Annotated in this window: 15 protein-coding genes; 3 read left to right on the top strand and 12 right to left on the bottom strand. The window is 63.7% G+C overall.

Going from position 1 to position 17875, the window contains the following annotated elements:
- Positions 1–52 precede the first annotated feature (52 nt).
- The 4 genes from NKJ78_RS06430 to NKJ78_RS06415 all read right to left on the bottom strand — a co-directional run bounded on the left by NKJ78_RS06430 (position 53) and on the right by NKJ78_RS06415 (position 4113).
- A complete protein-coding gene (locus tag NKJ78_RS06430) occupies positions 53–1330 on the bottom strand; it encodes an ABC transporter substrate-binding protein (protein ID WP_023685297.1) in 1278 nt (425 codons plus the stop codon).
- A 26-nt stretch (positions 1331–1356) separates the two neighbouring features.
- A complete protein-coding gene (locus NKJ78_RS06425) occupies positions 1357–2553 on the bottom strand; it encodes a PLP-dependent transferase (protein WP_023712132.1) in 1197 nt (398 codons plus the stop codon).
- A complete protein-coding gene (locus tag NKJ78_RS06420) occupies positions 2550–3284 on the bottom strand; it encodes a FadR/GntR family transcriptional regulator (protein WP_023668124.1) in 735 nt (244 codons plus the stop codon). Before NKJ78_RS06420 ends, NKJ78_RS06425 begins: the two co-directional genes overlap by 4 nt.
- Before the next feature lie 121 nt (positions 3285–3405).
- Positions 3406–4113, bottom strand: coding sequence for a DJ-1/PfpI family protein (locus NKJ78_RS06415; RefSeq protein WP_352562398.1), 708 nt, complete (start codon positions 4111–4113; stop codon positions 3406–3408).
- Between the two features lie 86 nt (positions 4114–4199).
- Here NKJ78_RS06415 and NKJ78_RS06410 point away from each other — a divergent pair, with 86 nt between their 5' ends.
- A complete protein-coding gene (locus tag NKJ78_RS06410) occupies positions 4200–5147 on the top strand; it encodes a GlxA family transcriptional regulator (protein WP_023739507.1) in 948 nt (315 codons plus the stop codon).
- A 62-nt stretch (positions 5148–5209) separates the two neighbouring features.
- On the opposite strand, the gene NKJ78_RS06405 is transcribed toward NKJ78_RS06410, so the two are convergent.
- The 4 genes from NKJ78_RS06405 to NKJ78_RS06390 form a co-directional block, all read right to left on the bottom strand.
- Positions 5210–5989: an SDR family oxidoreductase gene (locus NKJ78_RS06405; RefSeq protein ID WP_023739508.1), complete on the bottom strand. Its 780-nt coding sequence runs from the start codon at positions 5987–5989 to the stop codon at positions 5210–5212.
- Positions 5990–6014: 25 nt separating this feature from the next.
- Entirely contained in the window at positions 6015–6965 is a 951-nt protein-coding gene (gene araH, locus NKJ78_RS06400) for an L-arabinose ABC transporter permease AraH (RefSeq protein WP_023729461.1), read from the bottom strand.
- A gap of 11 nt (positions 6966–6976) precedes the next feature.
- Positions 6977–8488, bottom strand: coding sequence for an L-arabinose ABC transporter ATP-binding protein AraG (gene araG, locus NKJ78_RS06395; RefSeq protein ID WP_023712137.1), 1512 nt, complete (start codon positions 8486–8488; stop codon positions 6977–6979).
- A gap of 70 nt (positions 8489–8558) precedes the next feature.
- Positions 8559–9548, bottom strand: coding sequence for an arabinose ABC transporter substrate-binding protein (locus tag NKJ78_RS06390; protein ID WP_023739509.1), 990 nt, complete (start codon positions 9546–9548; stop codon positions 8559–8561).
- A 245-nt stretch (positions 9549–9793) separates the two neighbouring features.
- On the opposite strand from NKJ78_RS06390, the gene NKJ78_RS06385 reads away from it, so the two are divergent.
- Entirely contained in the window at positions 9794–10483 is a 690-nt protein-coding gene (locus tag NKJ78_RS06385) for a FadR/GntR family transcriptional regulator (protein WP_245260479.1), read from the top strand.
- 7 nt (positions 10484–10490) lie between these two features.
- Positions 10491–11639, top strand: a complete 1149-nt coding sequence (gene dgoD, locus NKJ78_RS06380) for a galactonate dehydratase (RefSeq protein WP_023739511.1) — start codon at positions 10491–10493, stop codon at positions 11637–11639.
- 237 nt (positions 11640–11876) lie between these two features.
- Here dgoD and NKJ78_RS06375 read toward each other — a convergent pair whose 3' ends face one another.
- From NKJ78_RS06375 to NKJ78_RS06360, 4 genes are all read right to left on the bottom strand, one after another.
- Positions 11877–13529 carry an FAD-binding dehydrogenase gene (locus NKJ78_RS06375; protein ID WP_023739512.1) on the bottom strand — a complete coding sequence of 551 codons (1653 nt, stop codon included), beginning with the start codon at positions 13527–13529 and terminating at the stop codon, positions 11877–11879.
- Between the two features lie 49 nt (positions 13530–13578).
- Complete coding sequence (locus tag NKJ78_RS06370) at positions 13579–15291, bottom strand: aldehyde dehydrogenase family protein (RefSeq protein ID WP_023739513.1); 1713 nt, start codon at positions 15289–15291, stop codon at positions 13579–13581.
- Between the two features lie 79 nt (positions 15292–15370).
- Positions 15371–16543, bottom strand: a complete 1173-nt coding sequence (locus tag NKJ78_RS06365; protein ID WP_031253280.1) for an alanine racemase — start codon at positions 16541–16543, stop codon at positions 15371–15373.
- Complete coding sequence (locus NKJ78_RS06360; protein ID WP_023739515.1) at positions 16540–17829, bottom strand: D-arabinono-1,4-lactone oxidase; 1290 nt, start codon at positions 17827–17829, stop codon at positions 16540–16542. Before NKJ78_RS06360 ends, NKJ78_RS06365 begins: the two co-directional genes overlap by 4 nt.
- Positions 17830–17875 lie beyond the last annotated feature (46 nt).

The following is a 17875-nucleotide window of genomic DNA, read 5'->3' as shown; positions in this document are numbered from 1 at the left end:
CGACATGCATTCGGGCCACCTTCTCCCCGTAAACGGGGAGAAGGTGGAAGAACTACTTCTTGTTCTTGGCCAGCCAGTCCTGCTGTTCCTTGGTCAGGAACGCGGCCCATTGATCAGCAACGTCCTTGGCCGACTTCTGGCCGAGCAGCACTTCCTGGAAATTCTTGATCGCCACCTGGTCGACGAAATTGCCGAGGTTCTCCAGATGTGTCGGCGGCGTCACCATTTCATATTTGGAAGTGTCGCTGAGTTCGGTGAACCAGCCTTTGAACTGCTCGGTCTTGAAGTGGGCATCCTGGTCGGCGCCATTGTGGATCGGCACGACGCCGACTTCCTTGGCCCATTCGAGATTGTCCTTGGGCGACAACAGCGTCGCCATCAGCTTCCAGGCATCGTCCTTGTGCTGCGAATTGGCGAACATCGCCCAGCCGGCATAGCCCAGCGTCGGATAGGATTTGCCGCTTGGCCCCACAGGCAGCGGCGCCACGGCAAAATCGTCGGCACTCATCTTGTCGGCAATGCCGATCAGCGCATCCGGATCCTGGTTGAGCATGGCGCAGGTGCCGGAATAGAAGCCGGTGACGGTCTCGTTAAAGCCCCAGCTCACCGCATCCTTGGGCGCCAGCCCGTCCTTGTACATGTCGGCCAGCATCTGCAGGCCCTTGACCGAGCCCTCCTCGTTGATGGTCGAGGTGCCGTCCTCGTTGAAGTAGCCGCCCTTGCCAGCGGCGATGTTCATGAACATGTGCATGCCGTTGAAGGCGCCCGGCCCACCACGCAGGCAATAGCCGTACTTGCCTGGAATGGCGGAGATCTTCTTGGAGTCGGCGATGAAGTCGTCGAGTGTCGCCGGCGGGCCGTCGAGACCGGCCTCCTTGAACAGCTTCTTGTTCCAGAACAGCGCATTCACATAGTAGCCGTACGGGATCATGAACTGGGTGTTGTTGACGGTCGAGCCGAACTGCTTGGCGCGGTCGCCGAGCGTTTTGGCATCATCCCATTTGGCCATGTAGGGACCGAGATCCTCGAGCTGGCCGTTGGTGGCGTAGAGGCCCATCCAGCGCTCCGGCATCTCGACGATGTCGGGCGTATCGCCGGCCTGCACCATGGTGAGGAATTTCTCGAACGCCTGGCCCCAGGGCAGCGAGACCACCTCGACCTTGACGCCGGCATTGGCGGCCTCGAACTCGGCGATCTGCTTCTTCAGGAATTCGGTGCGCTGCGGGCTGGTGATGACCTCGACCAGCTTGAGGGTGGTGTCGGCCAGCGCGCCGCTAGCGGACATCGCCAGGCCGGCAGCGGTGGCAAGCATGATGCTCAGTCGTTTCATGTTCAGAACTCCCATTTTGAACCCAGTCATTTTTTTGCTTTGTCGAAGGCCTGGCCGATGTCGGCCCAGAGGTCTTCGACGCTTTCCAATCCGACATTGAAGCGGATGGTTCGGGGGCTGACGCCGAAGCGCGCCATCGAATTGAGACCCGGTGTCTGCTCGAGCGAGGCCTTTGCCGGCACGACCAGGCTTTCATGACCGCCCCAGCTGACGCCGATGCGGAAAAATTTCAGCGCATCGACGAAAGCGGGAATGTCGACATCCTCCGTCACCTCGAAGGAGAACAGCCCGGCATAGCCGGCAAGCGTCTTCTTGCCGGGATGGTTGGAATAGGCGGGATGATTGACCCGCTCGACCTTGTCATGCGCCTTCAAGCGCTCGGCGATGATGAGCCCGCTCTTCATGTGATGCGGCAGTCTCAGCGGCAGCGTGCGCAGGCCGCGCAACAGCAGCCAGCCCTCGAAGGGCGACAGCTTTGCGCCAAGCTGCGAGTAGGTCTGGTCGTTGATGTGCTTGATATGGGCGGCCGAGCCCGCCACCACACCGGCGACGGTATCGCTGTGGCCGCCGAGATATTTCGAGGCCGAGTGCAGCACCAGATCGACGCCGTGCAGGATCGGCTTCTGGAACACCGGCGTCGCCCAGGAATTGTCGATTGTGGTGACGATGCCCTGCTCTTTCGCCAGCCGCGTCAGATGTTCGAGATCCTGCAGCTCGAACATCATCGAGGTCGGGCTTTCCAGGTAGAGCAGTTTCGCACCGGGAAGTGCCGCGGCCACCGCATCCGGATCGGAGCCGTCGACATAGTCCACCTTGATATGCAGGCGCGGAAACAGCCGCTCGAACAGTCGGTAGGCGTCGCCATAGCAATTGCGCACCGCAAGGATGCGTTCGCCTGCGCCGACGAAAGCCAGCAACGTCGCGCTGATCGCAGCCATGCCGCTCGAAAAACCACGTGCGGCTTCAGCACCTTCAAGCGCTGCGACGCGCGACTCGAATTCCATCACCGTCGGATTGTCGCCGCGCGAATAGATCGGCTGTTTCCTGCGCCCGGCAAAGGTGTCGGCCATGTCGGCATAGCTGGCGAAGGTGAACAGCGAGGTCTGGTAGATCGGCGGCACCACCGCATTGCCGGGGAACGGGTCGTCATGCGCCAGAAGCGTCGCCGCCTCGGCGAGATAGTCGCTGCCGGAAATGCCTGGGTCGAAGCTGTGCTCGTTCATGTGCGGACCGAAAGTTTGAGGTTGGCGGCGCCGCGCTTCAAATCGTCCTCGACCGTGGCGATCAGCTTCAGCGCTTCGGCCCGGGCGCCTTCCGGATCGTGCGCGGCGATGCAGTCGAACATGGTGCGGTGGTAGGGAAAGCTTGCGTGGCCGAAATCGCGCACGCCGAGCGGATGTTCCCAGAAGCGGTGGAACAGTTCGTGCATGGCGGCGATAATCTGCTCGAACAGCGGATTGCCGCAGGCGCGGTAGATCGCCTGATGGAATTCCCAGTCCTCTTCCGACGACATGCCGGCGCGGCTGAGAAACTCTTCCTCCATGATGTCGAGCTTGCGCTCGATCTCGGCGAGGTCGTCCTTGTCGGCACGAATGGCGCAAAGGGCGGCGGCTTCCGCTTCCAGCGCGCGGCGGATTTCCAGCGTGCGCATCAGACCGGTGAAATCATTGCCGCCGGCAAGCGTCAGCGGCATGTGCAGCATGTCGAGCGAGACGGCGGCCTTGAGATAGGTGCCCGAGCCCTGCCGGCGCTCGACCAGGCCAAGCCCTTCCCAGCGCGTCAGCGCCTCGCGCACCGTGTTGCGGCTGACCTTCAGACGCTCAGCGAGGATGCGTTCGGTCGGCAGCCTCTCACCGGGTTCCAGCTTCTCGCGCATGACGAAGCCGGCCAACGCCTTCAGCACCGCGTCGTCGCGGGCCGTCGTCTGGATCGGCGGAAGGCTGAATTCGGTCACCGGGGCTATTACCGAAGTGGTTCAATGGTCCAACCAATTTCTGCACAGACGAAGGGACCTGTCAACAGTGGAAACGCAGCAAGGCCGAAGGGCCAGGGGATGCACCTTCGGCCTTGCTGCTTCAGCCGTGGATGCGCGCCGGCGCAGCGGCGGCGCGAGCCTCGCGCCAGCGAGCGAAGATTGCCTCGCGAACCCGCCTCGAACCAGAGAGGCGCTTTTTTGCCTGCGCCAGCACCGCAGGCGACGCCTCGGCGGGCGTGCCGGACCGAAAGGGAGGAGCCGGGGCGTATTCGAGCGAGAGCTGCACGATCTCGGCCTCCTCCTGTCCAAGCAGCCTCGCAACCAGCGCCAGGCCGAAGTCGATCCCCGAAGTGACGCCGCCGGCGGTGATGAGCTTGCCGTCTTCGACGATACGCTCGTCGACCGGGATCGCTCCGAACTCCTCAAGGAAATCATGCGCATACCAGTGCGTGGTCGCGCGCTTGCCCCTCAGCAGTCCGGCCGCCCCAAGCACCAGGGCACCGCTGCAAACGGAGGTGATGTAGCGCACCTGCCCCGCGCGCTCCCACACGAAATCGAGGACTGTCTGGTCGTCCAGCAGCGCGTTGACCCCGCCCCCGCCAGGAATGCACAGCACGTCGAGGGGCCGGCAATCGTCAAAGGTCGCGGTTGGCGTCAGCGAGAGGCGCGTCGATGACGTCACCGGGTTGCGATCCTTCCAGATCAGTTCCACCTCGGCATCCTTGGCCGATGCCAGGACTTCGTATGGGCCGGTGAGGTCGAGTTGTTGGACGTCGGGGAATACGAGGATGCCGAAACGAAGGGGCATGGAAATCTCCGTGGGTTGACTTCCGGCAATCTACGGCATCATGGTTTGGCACGATTGCCATTCATCCCTCGCTTCGGGCCAAACCAATGCGCCGTATCGAAGTACTTGCCTATCCCGACATCCAGCTCCTCGACGTCAGCGGACCGCTGCAGGTCTTTGCCAGCGCCAATGATTTCAAAAGGCAGGCCGGCGAACCGGCTCCTTACGAGGTCGTGGTCGTCGCCGCCTCACCGCGCATCCGGACATCGGCCGGTCTCGTGCTGGAGGCAGCAGTGCTGCCAACCCACGGAGGTAAGATCGACACGCTGCTTGTCCCCGGAGGATGGGGCGTCAACGCGGCCTGCGACGATCCCGTGCTGGTCCAGTGGATCGCCGGTCGCTCGCGCGATGCCACCCGAACCGCTTCCGTCTGCAGCGGCGCCATGCTGCTGGCGACGGCTGGCCTGCTCGACGGCCGCCGCGCGGTGACCCATTGGGGACGCTGCGCGGAGTTCGCCCGGCGCTTTCCCGCGGTCCGGCTCGAACCCGATCCGATCTTCATCCGCGACGGCAATGTCTGGACATCCGCCGGCGTAACGGCGGGGATCGATCTCGCCCTCTCCCTCGTCGAGGCCGACCTTGGCCGGCACACGGCGCTCGGCGTGGCGCGCGAGTTGGTGGTCTTCCTGAAACGTCCCGGTGGCCAGGCGCAATTCAGCCAGACCCTCAAGCTGCAGCAAGGCGACGGGCGCTTCGACCGGCTGCATGGCTGGATCCTCGAAAATCTGGCCGGTGACCTGTCGCTCACGCAGTTGGCCGACCACGCCAATATGAGCTCGCGCAGCTTCTCGCGGCGCTATCGCGAGGCCACCGGCCGGACACCTGCCCGCGCGATCGAGGAGATCCGGATCGAGGCGGCGCGGCGGATGCTGGAGCGGGGCCAGCCCGTCAACCAGACGGCCCGCCGCTGCGGTTTCGGCTCGGAAGAAACCATGCGGCGCGGCTTTCTGCGCGTGCTGGGCACCAATCCGCGCGCCTATCGCGAGCGTTTCTGATCGCGACTGCTTGCTCCATTAGGCCGGCGGTCGATGCGGTAGAAATAGAGCCTCTCCAGCGTTCAGGCGGGATGCTGTAGCTGGCTGAGCCCGCCATCGACGACGAGGGTCGCCGCGTTCATGAACGGGCACTCCTCAGAAATCATGAACACAGCGGCCAGCGCGATCTCGCGCGCCGAGGCGATGCGGCCGCCGGGATGCAGCGCCAGCGTCTTGGCGCGCGCCGCAACCGGATCGGCAAAACTGTTCCAATAGTCGGTCGCCTTCTGCGTCTCGACATAACCGGGCGCCAGCGCGTTCACGCGCACGCCCTGCCCGGCATATTCCAGCGCCAGCGACTTGGTCAGCCCAAGCAGCGCGTGCTTGGCCACGGGATAGGGGAAGGTATGAGGGATGATGGTGAAGCTGTGCGTCGAGGCGATGTTGAGGATCGCGCCACCGCCATTTGCGATCATTGCCGGCAGCACCGCCTTGGCGCAGTTCCAGGCGCCTTTGACGTTGACATCGAAATTGCGATTCCACTCCTCCTCGGTCGCCTCGAGCGGCGTCGAGAACACATTCATCCCGGCATTGTTGATCAGCGCGTTGATCGGCCCGATCGCGTCGGTCGCCCGGCTGACGGCAGCGGCAATCGCGGCCCCGTCGCTGATGTCGGCTGCGGTATGTCCGACATGGCCCTGCGGTGCGGCAAGGCCGGCGACCGTTTTGTCCAGCAGCGCGCCGTCGCGATCGACCAGGAACAGTTTTGCCCCTTCGGCCAGGCAGGCCTCGGCGATGGCAAGCCCGATGCCTTGCGCGGCGCCGGTGAGGAAGATGCGTTTGCCGGACAGGCGCTCAGCCATGGCTGTCACTCCACTGGAAGACGGATCAGCGCCGGCCCAGTGCCGACGAACGCAGATTGTCGAGCAAAACGGCAAGCAGCAGGATCACGCCGCGCACAATGTATTGGTAGAAGGCTGCGATGTTGAGCAGGTTCATGGCGTTTTCGGCGATGCCCATGATCAGCACGCCGACGATGACGCCCGACATGGTGGCGCGGCCGCCGGCAAGCGAGACGCCGCCGAGCACGCAGGCCGAGATGACCGAGAGTTCAAGCCCCACCGCCGCATTGGGCTGGCCCGACGTGATGCGCGAGGCCAAAAGGATGCCGGCGATGCCGCAAACCACGCCTTGCAGCGCAAAGATCCAGATGCGCGTCCAGTCGACATTGACGCCGGCCAGGCGCGAAGCCTCCGGGTTACCGCCGATGGCCAGCGTGTTCTTGCCGAACACGGTACGATTGAGGACAAAACCGAAGATGCAGAACAGCACGGCCAGGACCCAGACCGGCGTCGGAATGCCGAACAGCTTCGACAGCGCCAGTTGGTAGAAATCCGGGCTGTTGATGCCGACGGCGCGGCCATCGGATGCGATCAGCGCAAGGCCGCGCACGATCTGCATGGTAGCAAGCGTCGTGATCAGCGCGTTGATGCGGAACTTGGCGATGACGACGCCGTTGATGAAGCCGACGAAGGCGCCGCAGGCGATTGCCGCAAGAAGCCCGAGGATGATCGATCCGGTATAGTTCGACGCCATCACCGCGACCATGCCGGCGAAAGCAACGATCGAACCGACCGAGAGGTCGAAGTCGCGCGCGGCGAGGCAGAACATCATCGTGCAGGCGACGATGCCGACGGTGACCACCGATTGCAGCAGGCCGAGCATGTTGCGGTCGGTCAGAAAATTCGGCACCAGCAGCGACACCAGCGCGAAGGCGACGATGAAGATCACGACGAGGCCCTGTTCGCCGAGCAGGATCTTCTTCAACTGATCGGTCATGGCAAAGATCCTCAGGATGCGATCGCGTCGGGGGTTTTCTGATCGGGAAGAGCGGCGGCCAGGATCGCTTTTTCGGCGAACTGGTCGCGCGCGAGTTCGGCGCTGATGCGCCCGCCGCACATCACCAGGATGCGGTCGCAAATGCCCATCACTTCCGGCAGTTCGGACGAGACGACGACGATCGCCATGCCGTCTTCGGCAAGCTGGTAGAGCAGTTCGTAGATTTCCGCTTTGGCGCCGACATCGATACCGCGTGTCGGCTCGTCGACGATAAGCACGCGCACGCCCTGCTCCGACAGCCAGCGGCCGAGAATGACCTTCTGCTGGTTGCCACCGGAGAGGTTGATGATGTCCTGCTTGCGCGACGGCGTGCGCACCTTGAGCTTCTTGATGAAGGTCTCGGCGGTGGCGATCTCGCTAGCGCGGTTCAAGATTCCGAAGCGTGTGTGATGACGCCGCGACGAGATGTTGATGTTCTCCTCGATCGAGCGGCCCTGGATGATGCCGTCATGCTTGCGGTCTTCCGAGCACAAAACGATCCCGGCGCGGATCGCGTCATGCGGATCGGTGGCATGCACGACCTTGCCATCAACGGTAATGGTGCCACCTGAGCGCGGGTCGGCGCCGAACACCAGCCGCATCAGTTCCGAGCGCCCCGCGCCGATCAGGCCGAAGAAGCCGACGATCTCGCCCGCCCTCGCCTCGAAGCTGGCGGGCGTCGTCAGTTTTACTCCGCAAACAGCGTCGACCTTCAGCCGGACATCGCCGGCCGGGCGTGGGCGAAACCCCCAGATATCGGAGATTTCGCGGCCGACCATTTCGGCGACGACCTGGTCGCGTGTGACGTTTTTCAGCGACGCATGGTGCGCCGCGAGCTTGCCGTCGCGCAGCACGGTCAGGCTGTCGCAGAGGCGGAACACTTCGTCCAGCCGGTGCGAGACATAGATGATGACCTTGCCCTCGCCGCGCAGGCGGTCGATCAGGGCAAACAGGATTTCGCTTTCGCGCGACGACAATGACGAGGTCGGCTCGTCCAGAGCGATGACGCGCGCGTCGAGCATGATCGCCTTGGCGATCTCGACCATCTGGCGCTCGCCGATCGACAGCGTCTTGACCTTGCGGCTGATATCGATGTCGATGCCGGCTGATTTCAGCTTGGCGCCAACATCGTCCAGCATCCTGGCACGGGCGATGATGCCGGCGTTGGCGGGGAAGCGGCCGAGGCTGAGGTTTTCGGCAACAGTGAGCTCGGGAACCAGCTGCAGTTCCTGGTGGATGACGATGACGCCATTGTCGAAGGCATCTCGCGTCGTTGCATAGGCTTGCATCTTGCCGTCGATGAGGATCTCGCCGTCATCGGCATGCTGGTCGCCGGACAGGATCTTGATCAGCGTGGATTTGCCGGCGCCGTTCTCGCCCATCAGGCCGTGCACGGCGCCCTTGTCGACGCCGAACGAGACGTCCGACAGCGCCTTGACGCCCGGATAGGTCTTGGTGATTTCCGAGAAGTCGAGAAAGGACATGGGGCGCCTATCCTTTTGCCATGCCAAACAGGCGGCGACTGTGAGCCGCCGCCTGTTTGTACAGGGAGGACTATTCGATGCCGAGATCCTTGCGGACCGTCTGGTAGTCGTCGCGCTTGGCCAGCGCACCGGCGGTCAGGATGAGCTTCTCGGGTTCCTTGTTGTTGGCGACCCAGTCATACATGTTGAGCGCAGTCTCGTAGCCGTGACGCTTCGGCGAGATGATCACCGTGCCGACGAAGCCGGTGGCGGTCGGCTTCTTGAACTCGTTGATCGCCGAATCCGCGCCGCCAATGCCGACGCCGATCACGTTTTCGGCCGGGATGCCGACGCTTTCGGAAGCGCGCACGGCGCCGAGAACGGCTTCGTCGTTGAGGCCGAAGGAGACCCACTTCTTGATGTCGGCATGGGCGTTGAGCACGACCGTCGCCGCATTAAGCGCAGCCTCGGTATCGGTCTTGGCCTGCGGCGCGTCAAAAATGTTCTCGGCCTTGAAGCCGTTGGCCTTCAGCACCGAAATGGCGCCTTCGACCCGGTCGACGGCGGTCGGCAGTTGGTCGTAGGAGACGCGGATGGCGCCCACCTCGTCGGCTTTCCAGCCGCGTCCCTTCATTTCGTCGACGATCGCCTGGCCGACGGCCTCGCCGATCTTGGTCGCCGAAATGCCCATATGCGGCACGTCTTCCAGCGCCTTGCCGTCTGCGCCGACCAGACGGTCATCAACCGTCATCAGCTTCAGATTGTTGGCGGCGGCCTTGGCGACGATGCCGGGGCCGAGCTTCACATCAGGCGTGCAGACGATGAAGCCTTGCGCGCCCTGCGCGCCCAGATTGTCGATCGCCGACATCAGCTTCTCACCGTCCTCGGCGCCGATCTTGACCAGGGTAAAACCCTTCTCCTTGGCGGCCTGGTCGGCGAACTTCCATTCGTCCTGGAACCACGGCTCTTCCGGCTGTTTGACGATGAAACCGATCTTGGTGTCCTGAGCATATGCAGCGATGGTCGTGACGGACAGCACGGCAAGCGCGCCCGCGACGAGCGCGGTCTTCAGAAGTCGCATGATTACCTCCCAGCGATGGCCGGGCGCTCAGCCCGGATGCAGAGTCTCTAATTCTTTTTATCATACTCGTCAATTGATCTGGTATGATAATTGAGCTACATGCTCTGACAAGCGATCGCTGGCGCAAATCCTCCGCATCCGGTAAGGCCGGGGACGCGAGATCAGTGGTTTCGCCGCCTTGGAGGAGGGCTGAGGTGACCGAAACTTCGAAGAAGGCATCAGGCGACACCCGCCGCCCGCGCGTCATGCCCGATGTGACCAAGGCGCTTGCCGCAGACATCTTTTCCGGACGCTATCCCGCCGGCTCGTCCCTGCCGACCGAAAACGAACTCGGCGTCGAATATGGCGTCAGCCGCACCGTCATCCGCGAGGCGCTGAAGGTGCTGGCCGCCAAGGGGCTGGTGCTGTCGCGGCCGCGCATCGGCACGGTTGTATGTGAACAGGACAACTGGAACATCATCGACCCGCAGGTGCTGGCCTGGCACGCGCCGCATGCGCTGGACGACAAATTGTTCGACGCCATCCTCGAAACGCGCCGCGCCATCGAGCCGCTGGTCGCCGAACTTGCGGCGACTCGTGCGACGCTGCAGGAGATCGCCGATCTCGAAGCCGCCTGGCGCGGCATGGCCAATGCCGGCGAGGATCTCGCCGCCTTCTCGCGCTCGGACATCACCTTTCACCAGATCGTCTATGCCGCGAGCCACAACCCGATCTTTCGCCAGATCGGCAATCTGATCGACACCGGGCTGAAATTCTCGCTCGAAGCAACGGCGACCATTTCGCTCAGCCGGCGCATGGAAGCGGTCGCGGCGCATCGCGAGGTGGTCGAGGCGCTGCGCATGCGCGATGCCGCGGCGGCGCGTGCAGCGGCAGGCCGGATCCTCGACCTTGCGGCGCGCGACCTGGTCAGCGCCAAGAAACTCAAGAACAACTGAGACCAGCATGAAAATCATCTCGCTCACCACCTACATCGTCCCGCCGCGCTGGCTGTTCCTGAAGATCGAGACCGATGCCGGCGTCACCGGCTGGGGCGAGCCTGTCGTCGAAGGCCGCGCGCTGACGGTCGAGGCAGCGGTCAAGGAACTCGGCGATTATCTCATCGGCAAGGACCCGCGCCTGATCGAGGACCATTGGACGGTGATGCATCGCGGCGGCTTCTACCGCGGCGGGCCGATCCTGATGAGCGCCATTGCCGGCATCGACCAGGCGCTGTGGGACATCAAGGGCAAGGCGCTCGGCGTGCCTGTGCACGAACTGCTCGGCGGCAAGTTGCGCGACAGCATCAAGGTCTATTCCTGGATCGGCGGCGACCGGCCGGCGGAAGTGGCTGCTGGCGCCAGGGAGGTCGTTTCGCGCGGTTTCCAGGCGCTGAAGATGAATGGCACCGAGGAACTGCAGATCGTCGACAGCCATGGCAGAATAGATGCGGCTGTCGAACGCGTCGCCATGGTGCGCGAGGCCGTTGGTCCTGGTATCGGCATCGCGGTCGATTTTCACGGCCGCGTGCATCGGCCGATGGCGCGCATGCTGGTCAAGGAGCTGGAACCCTACCGGCTAATGTTCATCGAGGAGCCGGTGCTCAGCGAAAACCGCGAGGCGCTGAAGGAGATCGCAGCGCTGGGCTCGACGCCGATCGCGCTCGGCGAGCGTCTTTACAGCCGCTGGGATTTCAAGTCGGTGTTCGAGCAAGGCGCCGTCGACATCATCCAACCCGACCTCTCGCATGCCGGTGGCATCACCGAATGCCGCAAGATCGCGGCGATGGCCGAGGCTTATGATATTGCGGTCGCGCCGCACTGCCCGCTCGGCCCGATCGCGCTCGCCGCCTGCCTGCAGCTCGATGCCGTCAGCTACAACTGCTTCATCCAGGAACAGAGCCTCGGCATTCACTACAACGCTGCAAACGATTTGCTCGATTATGCCGCCAACAAGGACGTCTTTCGCTACGAGGATGGCTATGTCGCAATCCCCGATGGTCCCGGCCTCGGCGTCGAAATCGACGAGGACTACGTCAAGGAACGCGCCAAGGAAGGCCACCGCTGGCGCAACCCGGTCTGGCGTCACAAGGACGGCTCGTTTGCCGAGTGGTAGTCCGGCCGATCTTGCTGCCAGGCCTTCAGGACCTCGAGCTCAATTTCGCGGTGGCGCCAGCGTAACGCAGGCCTCTGATGGGCCGCGGCGCCGAGCACCAGCGCATGGGAAACGTCGGCGCCGGCAAGCCGCAACTGCTGACCGCCTCGGTTGCGGCAAGCGATCGAAAGCGGTCGCTATCCTGGGACATGGCGGATGTCCTGTTCTCATCGACCTTTTCTTGGCCCGCCAGCCGCGTCACCTGCCCGCGGCGTGCCGGCCTGCGTTCCTGCCGGAGAAGATGCAGCTGCCGAGAAATGTCCCTTCCAGCGCATTGTAGCCGTGATAGCCGCCGCCACCGCCGCCGGCCACCTCGCCTGCCGCATAGAGCCCGGCAATGGGCGCGCCATTGCCATCGAGAACCTGCGAATTGAGATTGGTGTGCAGGCCGCCAAGCGTTTTGCGCGTCAGGATGTTGAGGCGCACCGCGATCAGCGGCCCGTGCCTGGGATCGAGTATCTTGTGCGGCTTGGTCACCCGGAAGATCTTGTCGCCGATGTAGTTGCGGGCGCCGCGGATGGCTGTGACCTGCGCATCCTTGGTATAGGCATGGTCGACCTCTCGATCGCGCGCCACGATCTGGGCGTTGAGCCCGTCGTAGTCGAGCAGATTGTCGCCTGACAGCGCGTTCATCCCGGCGACCAGGTCGGCCAGGTTGTCGCGGACGACGAAGTCCTCGCCCTTTTCCAGGAACGCCGCCACCGATGGCGGCGCCTTGCCGCCGCGCCGGTTCTTCAGCACGGCCCGCCAATCCTTGGCCGTAAAGTCTAGGTTTTGCTCCGAGCCCGACAGCACGAACTCCTTCGAGACGATCGTCTTGCTCAGCACGAACCAGGAATAATCGTGGCCGGTCGACAGGATGCGCTTCAAGGTGCCGAGCGAATCGAAACTCGGGAAGAACGGCGCCTCCATGCGTTGTCCGAGCGCATCGAACCATAGCGGCGACGGCGCCGACAGGATGCGAATGCCGTGGTTCGGCCAGATCGGATCCCAGTTCTTGATCCCCTCGACATAGTGCCACATGCGGTCGGCGTTGATGACGGCCCCGCCGGCGTCCTGGGTGATCGCCACCATGCGGCCGTCGACATGGTGCGGCACGCCGGCAACCATACGCTTCGGCGCTGGCCCCAGCCGCCCGACCGGCCAGACCTTGCGAACCAACTCATGATTGCCGCCGATGCCGCCGGAGGTGACGATCACGACACCGGCCGAAAGGTCGAAATCGCCGACGGCCGTGCGGCTCGACTGCTTGCCGCGCTCGACATCGGATGCCTCCAGGATTTCGCCCGCGACGCCGGTGACCGCGCCGTTGGTCTTGATCAGCCGGCTGACCTGATGACGGAATTTCAAAGTGATCAGCCCTTTGGCGACGTGCTCGCGCACGCGCCTTTCGAACGGCGCGACCACGCCCGGCCCAGTGCCCCATGTCAGGTGGAAGCGCGGCACTGAATTGCCGTGGCCATTGGCCAGCGCGCCGCCGCGCTCGGCCCAGCCGACCACCGGCCACCAGCGCATGCCCATGGCGTAGAGCCACGGCCGCATCTCGCCGGCGGCGAAATCGACATAGGCTTCCGCCACTTTCCTTGGCCAATGGTCCTCGGGCCGGTCGAACTGGGCAGAACCCAGCCAATCCTGCCAGGCGAGGTCGCGGCTGTCCTTGATGCGCAGGCGGCGCTGCTCGGGCGTGTTGACCAAAAACAGGCCGCCGAGCGACCAGAATGCCTGGCCGCCGAGAAAACCGCCACCCTCTTGCTCGACGATGATCACGCGCTTGCCGGCATCGCCGAGTTCCGCGGCTGCGGCCAGGCCGGCCAGCCCGCCGCCAACGATGATTGCGTCCGCGTCAGCCATTGTCGTAGCTCCTGTGCCGGCTTTTGTTTTCGAGATCGGATGCTCGTTGCTAGCCGCGCAGCGCGTTCCAGATGATGCGCGGCAGCTTCAGGAGGCTCGGCTGGTAGTTGAACTCGGTGATCAGGCGGCCGACCATGTGTGCCCTTTTGTGGGTCAGGAACCAGGCCGGCTTCGGCATGATGCGGAACGGCGCTTCGAGCACGCTGCGTTCCGGTCTGTCGAACAAATAGGTGTTGTGGACGACGCCGATGCCGCTCTGCACGTCGTCGAGCGTGTGGCCAGGGAAAGCACCCCAGGTCGGGCGCAGCAGCGCGAACAGAACGCCGCTCCAGGAATTGATGCCGATGCCGCCATAGCGCAGTTCGGCAATGATTTCCTCGAAGCGCTGCCGGCCGATCTCGGCGATCGTCCTGGGATGGATGAGGATGTTGGCGGCAAGCGTGCCGTGCAGCTTTTCATTGGCGTAGGCGACAGCGGCGCGCAGATAGGATTCCGCATTGCCCGCCGGCAGCCGCATGACGCTGAGCGCCGGCGCGAACACCTCGGCATTTTCGAGATAGGTATCTGTGCCCGGCCGGAATGGCACCACCACGCAGGCCGGCCCGCCGGGCCGCTCGAATTTCTGTACGCTGTCGGCATGCGCCTCGAAGGCGGCGAGGCGCTCGGTCGCGCCGGGATAATAGGCCGGGCGCGACGGGGCTTTCTGCATCACCTTTTCGAGGGCCGCCAGAAGCGCGTCGGATTTGTCCCAGCCTTCGGGCAACACGAGCATTTGGCAGGCGATACAGTTGAAACCGGAATTGTTGAGCTTCTGTGTGGCGATCAGTTCGGCATGGTAGGCGATGTCGGCATTCGACCATGGGCCGGGCACCACGATGGTCGGCGCCACGCCGCCAAGCTCAGAGGTGATACGCCGGCTGTTGCGCGGCTTGCCCGCCGCCTTGTTCTTGCGGCCCTCCTCGCCAGGCCCCCAGACGATCGCGTCATGCGAGGCCGCGGCACCGGTGATGTGGATGTCGTCAACGAGATCGTGGTTGCACAGATACGCACCGACATCGGCGCCGCCGCGCACGATGCGCAGCGCACCGAATTCGATCAGCGGCCGCAGCGCCGGCCGCAGGAAATCGATCAGATAGTCGTTGACCGGGTTCATCTTGAGCAGAACCACCTGGTGCTCGACCAAAAGCTTGTGCAGGCAGTCGAGCGGCGCGATCGAGGCGACATTGCCGGCGCCGAGCACGAGGCCGATCTTGCCCTTGCGGCTGGTGCGCGGCGCGTCATAGGCCGAGGCGGTGTTTGCGGCGAGGTTCGCCTTGGTCACGCCGGGCTGCATCCAGATCTCGGCCTTCAGCCCGGTGAACAGCACCTTGTCCCAGAGCGAATTCGGAACCACCGTCACAGCCACCTGTCCGTTGGGCAAGGTGCGAACCGGCAGACTGTCAAGGAACTTCTTGCCGTCCATCAGGCTCAGCGTGTGGATGAACTGGTTGCAGCCATCCATCAGCGCCGCCGGGCCAGCCAGCCATTCCTCACCTTCCAGCGGCGAGCCGGTCGGGATGCCCTTCTTGCGCGTCGCGGTTTTGACCCACGCCTCGGCGACCTCGCGGATGTGATCCTTGACCTGCCGCAGCAAGGCGATCCGCTCGCCATTCGAGGTCTGCGCCCAGTCGTCCTTCCTGGCGTCGAGATCGGTGAGCGCGAGGTCGAGTTCGGCTGCCCATTCAGGCTGCACGGGCTGGGTTTTGACTGCCTTGGCAACCATCCTATCCTCCTCCACTTCGATCTCTTTGTTTGACGCAATTCCTGTGGGAAAACCGCTTCACACTTTTCCTGGAATTGCTCTACGAAAACGGCAGTGCGGCCCATTGCTCGACGAATTTCCCGCCGGAATAGACCTGGATCGAACCGAACTGCTGTAGCACGAATTCGCTCTGCGTCGGACGCAGGAAGGCGTAGTCGTCAGGCCCGACATTGACGTTGTCGGGCAGCGCCATGAATTGCTGATTGGTCGAAAAGCCGAACGTCTTGTCGGTCTTCATCCCCACGGGATGGACGGGCTTCGCCATCCATTTTCCGCCATAGAGAAAACAGCCGCGCCGCGGCAACAGCCCGAGCTTCTGCAGCAGCCAGGAGCGCTGGTCGAGGCCCGGCGCCTGGACATCGACCACTTTCAGGATCGGCGTCGCGATGAATGCCGCAGGCCGCAATTGGCTGAGGCTCGGCACATCGAAATCGGTCGGCAGCATAAAAGCCGATCCGATGGACAATTCATTGGCGCCGACCCAGCTGTCATAGAGCAATGCGGTGCTGCTGCCGCCAAGATTGAGGATCTTGCGCTGGTCGGCGGCAAGGCAAGCGACATACTGGCGAAACAGGCTGATCGCCTTGACGCGCGCCTTGGCCGGTCCTCCCAGCAGTTTGGGGATATGGCCGATATGCGCCTCGTAGGCCATGACGCCTTCGCATTTCAGCCGCGGGTAATTCGCCAACGCGGAAACTGCCCGGGCCAGTGAGTCGGGATCGCTGATACCGCCGCGATGAAGGCCGACATCGACCTCGAAGCAGACGCGCAGCTCGCGGTCGAGCTCGGCGGCAAGCGAGCCATAGGCGGCCAGCCGCTCCTCGGTATCGATCAGCCAGACGATGCGCGACGTAGCTTCGCCGAGCCCGGCGAGAACGCCCTTCGTCAGCGCGTGCCTGGCGCCGGCAACCGGCATCGGCTTGCCTAACAGGAGATCGACATCGGGAAACGCTTTCAGCATCTCGGCGCTGATCGGCAGATGAAAGGTCATCAGCCTGTCGGTCGCAAACGCCGCACGGATATAGTCGATCAGCGGCAGGCATGGCAGCGACTTGTCGACGAGGCGCAGATCGAGGCCCGTGGCGAACTTCGCCTTGATCGCAGCGATGTTGTGATCGAGCCGGTCGAGATCGAGCACCAGGCAAGGCTGAAAGATCCCGGCTGCCCTGAGCGCGCCCGACATTTCCGCGAAATAGGTGTCGGTCAGGCTCATGCCGCGACGCCGAGCAGCCTGGCAATATAGGGCGACACGAAGCGGTTGTCCGGGTCCATCTCGCGGCGGACCGCCATCGCATCGTTCCAGCGCGGATAGAGCGCGCTCAATTCCCTTGATGTCAGGCTGTGCATCTTGCCCCAATGCGGGCGGCCGCCGCGCTTCCTGAAGATCGGCTCGGCGGCGTTGAAGAACGCCATCGGATCGCGCTCGACGCCGTGATGGATGGCGATGGAACAGGTTGGGCGCTTGTAGAAGGGGCTGAGCCAGACATTGTCGGGCGCGACGACGCGCACCTCCATCGGAAAATAGACCTCTGGAAACCGCGTCTCGAGCAGCGCAATGATTTCGCTGAGTGTGGCCGCCCCTTCCTCGAACGGCAGGTGGTATTCCATCTCGTTGAACTTGACGTTGCGCTCGGAGGTGAAGACCTTCAGCCACTCCTCGATATAATCCTCGGCCGGCACCTTGGCGAAGGCCGAGCCGATGAGACGGCGGCGCAGCCAAGGGAGCCAGCTGAGATAGTCGCGCAGTTTTCTCAGCGTCGTCACCGCATCGTCGTCTTCCGTCGGCGGACGCACCGTCGCCGGCGCCTCGGTGATGTCGCTGGCAATCAGCAGCGCCTGGCCCGAAAACGGCACGTAGTAGAACTCGGCCGAACGATGCGCCGTCATGGTGCTTTCGAATTGCGCAAGCACATCGGCGATCGGCGCCGTCCAGCGGCGGTGCCGCATCCGGTAGCTCGCCACGTTGCGGATCGTCACTTCGGTGACGGCGCCGAAAGCGCCGAGCGAAGCGCCCATGGCTTCGATCATGTCGGGGCTCTTGGCACGGTCGAACTCTTTCACGGCGCCACGCCCGTCGACGATCTGCATCGCCTCGAGCTGGGTATGGTAAGCGCCGAGCGTGATGCCCGAGCCGTGGGTGGCGGTGCCCAGCGCCCCGCCGAACGCCTGCTTGTCGATGTCGCCCATGTTCGGCAGCGCCTGGCCGACGCCGTGCAACAGCTTTGCCAGCGCGCCGATCTTGGTGCCGGCGCCGACCCGTGCTGTCAGCCTTTCGGGATCGTGCGACCTCAGGCCCTCGAAGCGATCAAGCGACAGGATCGTCCCGTCATTCTTAACCAGAGGCGTGAAGGAATGGCCCGTGCCAGCGAATCGAACTGGTCCCGGCGCGTTGCGAATGGCACCACTCAGCTCATCGAGACTCTGCGGTTCGGCAAAAGCCTGCGGCGTGGCCGTGACATAGCCCGACCAATTGCTCCACTGGCTGATAGCCTCTCCCACGATCCCTCCCTGGGGCGCCGGCTTTGCCGGTCTTTCTCCTAGCGCT

It is taken from the genome of Mesorhizobium sp. M0037 (assembly GCF_040323635.1).
Taxonomy (GTDB): domain Bacteria; phylum Pseudomonadota; class Alphaproteobacteria; order Rhizobiales; family Rhizobiaceae; genus Mesorhizobium.
This window is presented reverse-complemented; position numbering and strand designations above follow the sequence as displayed.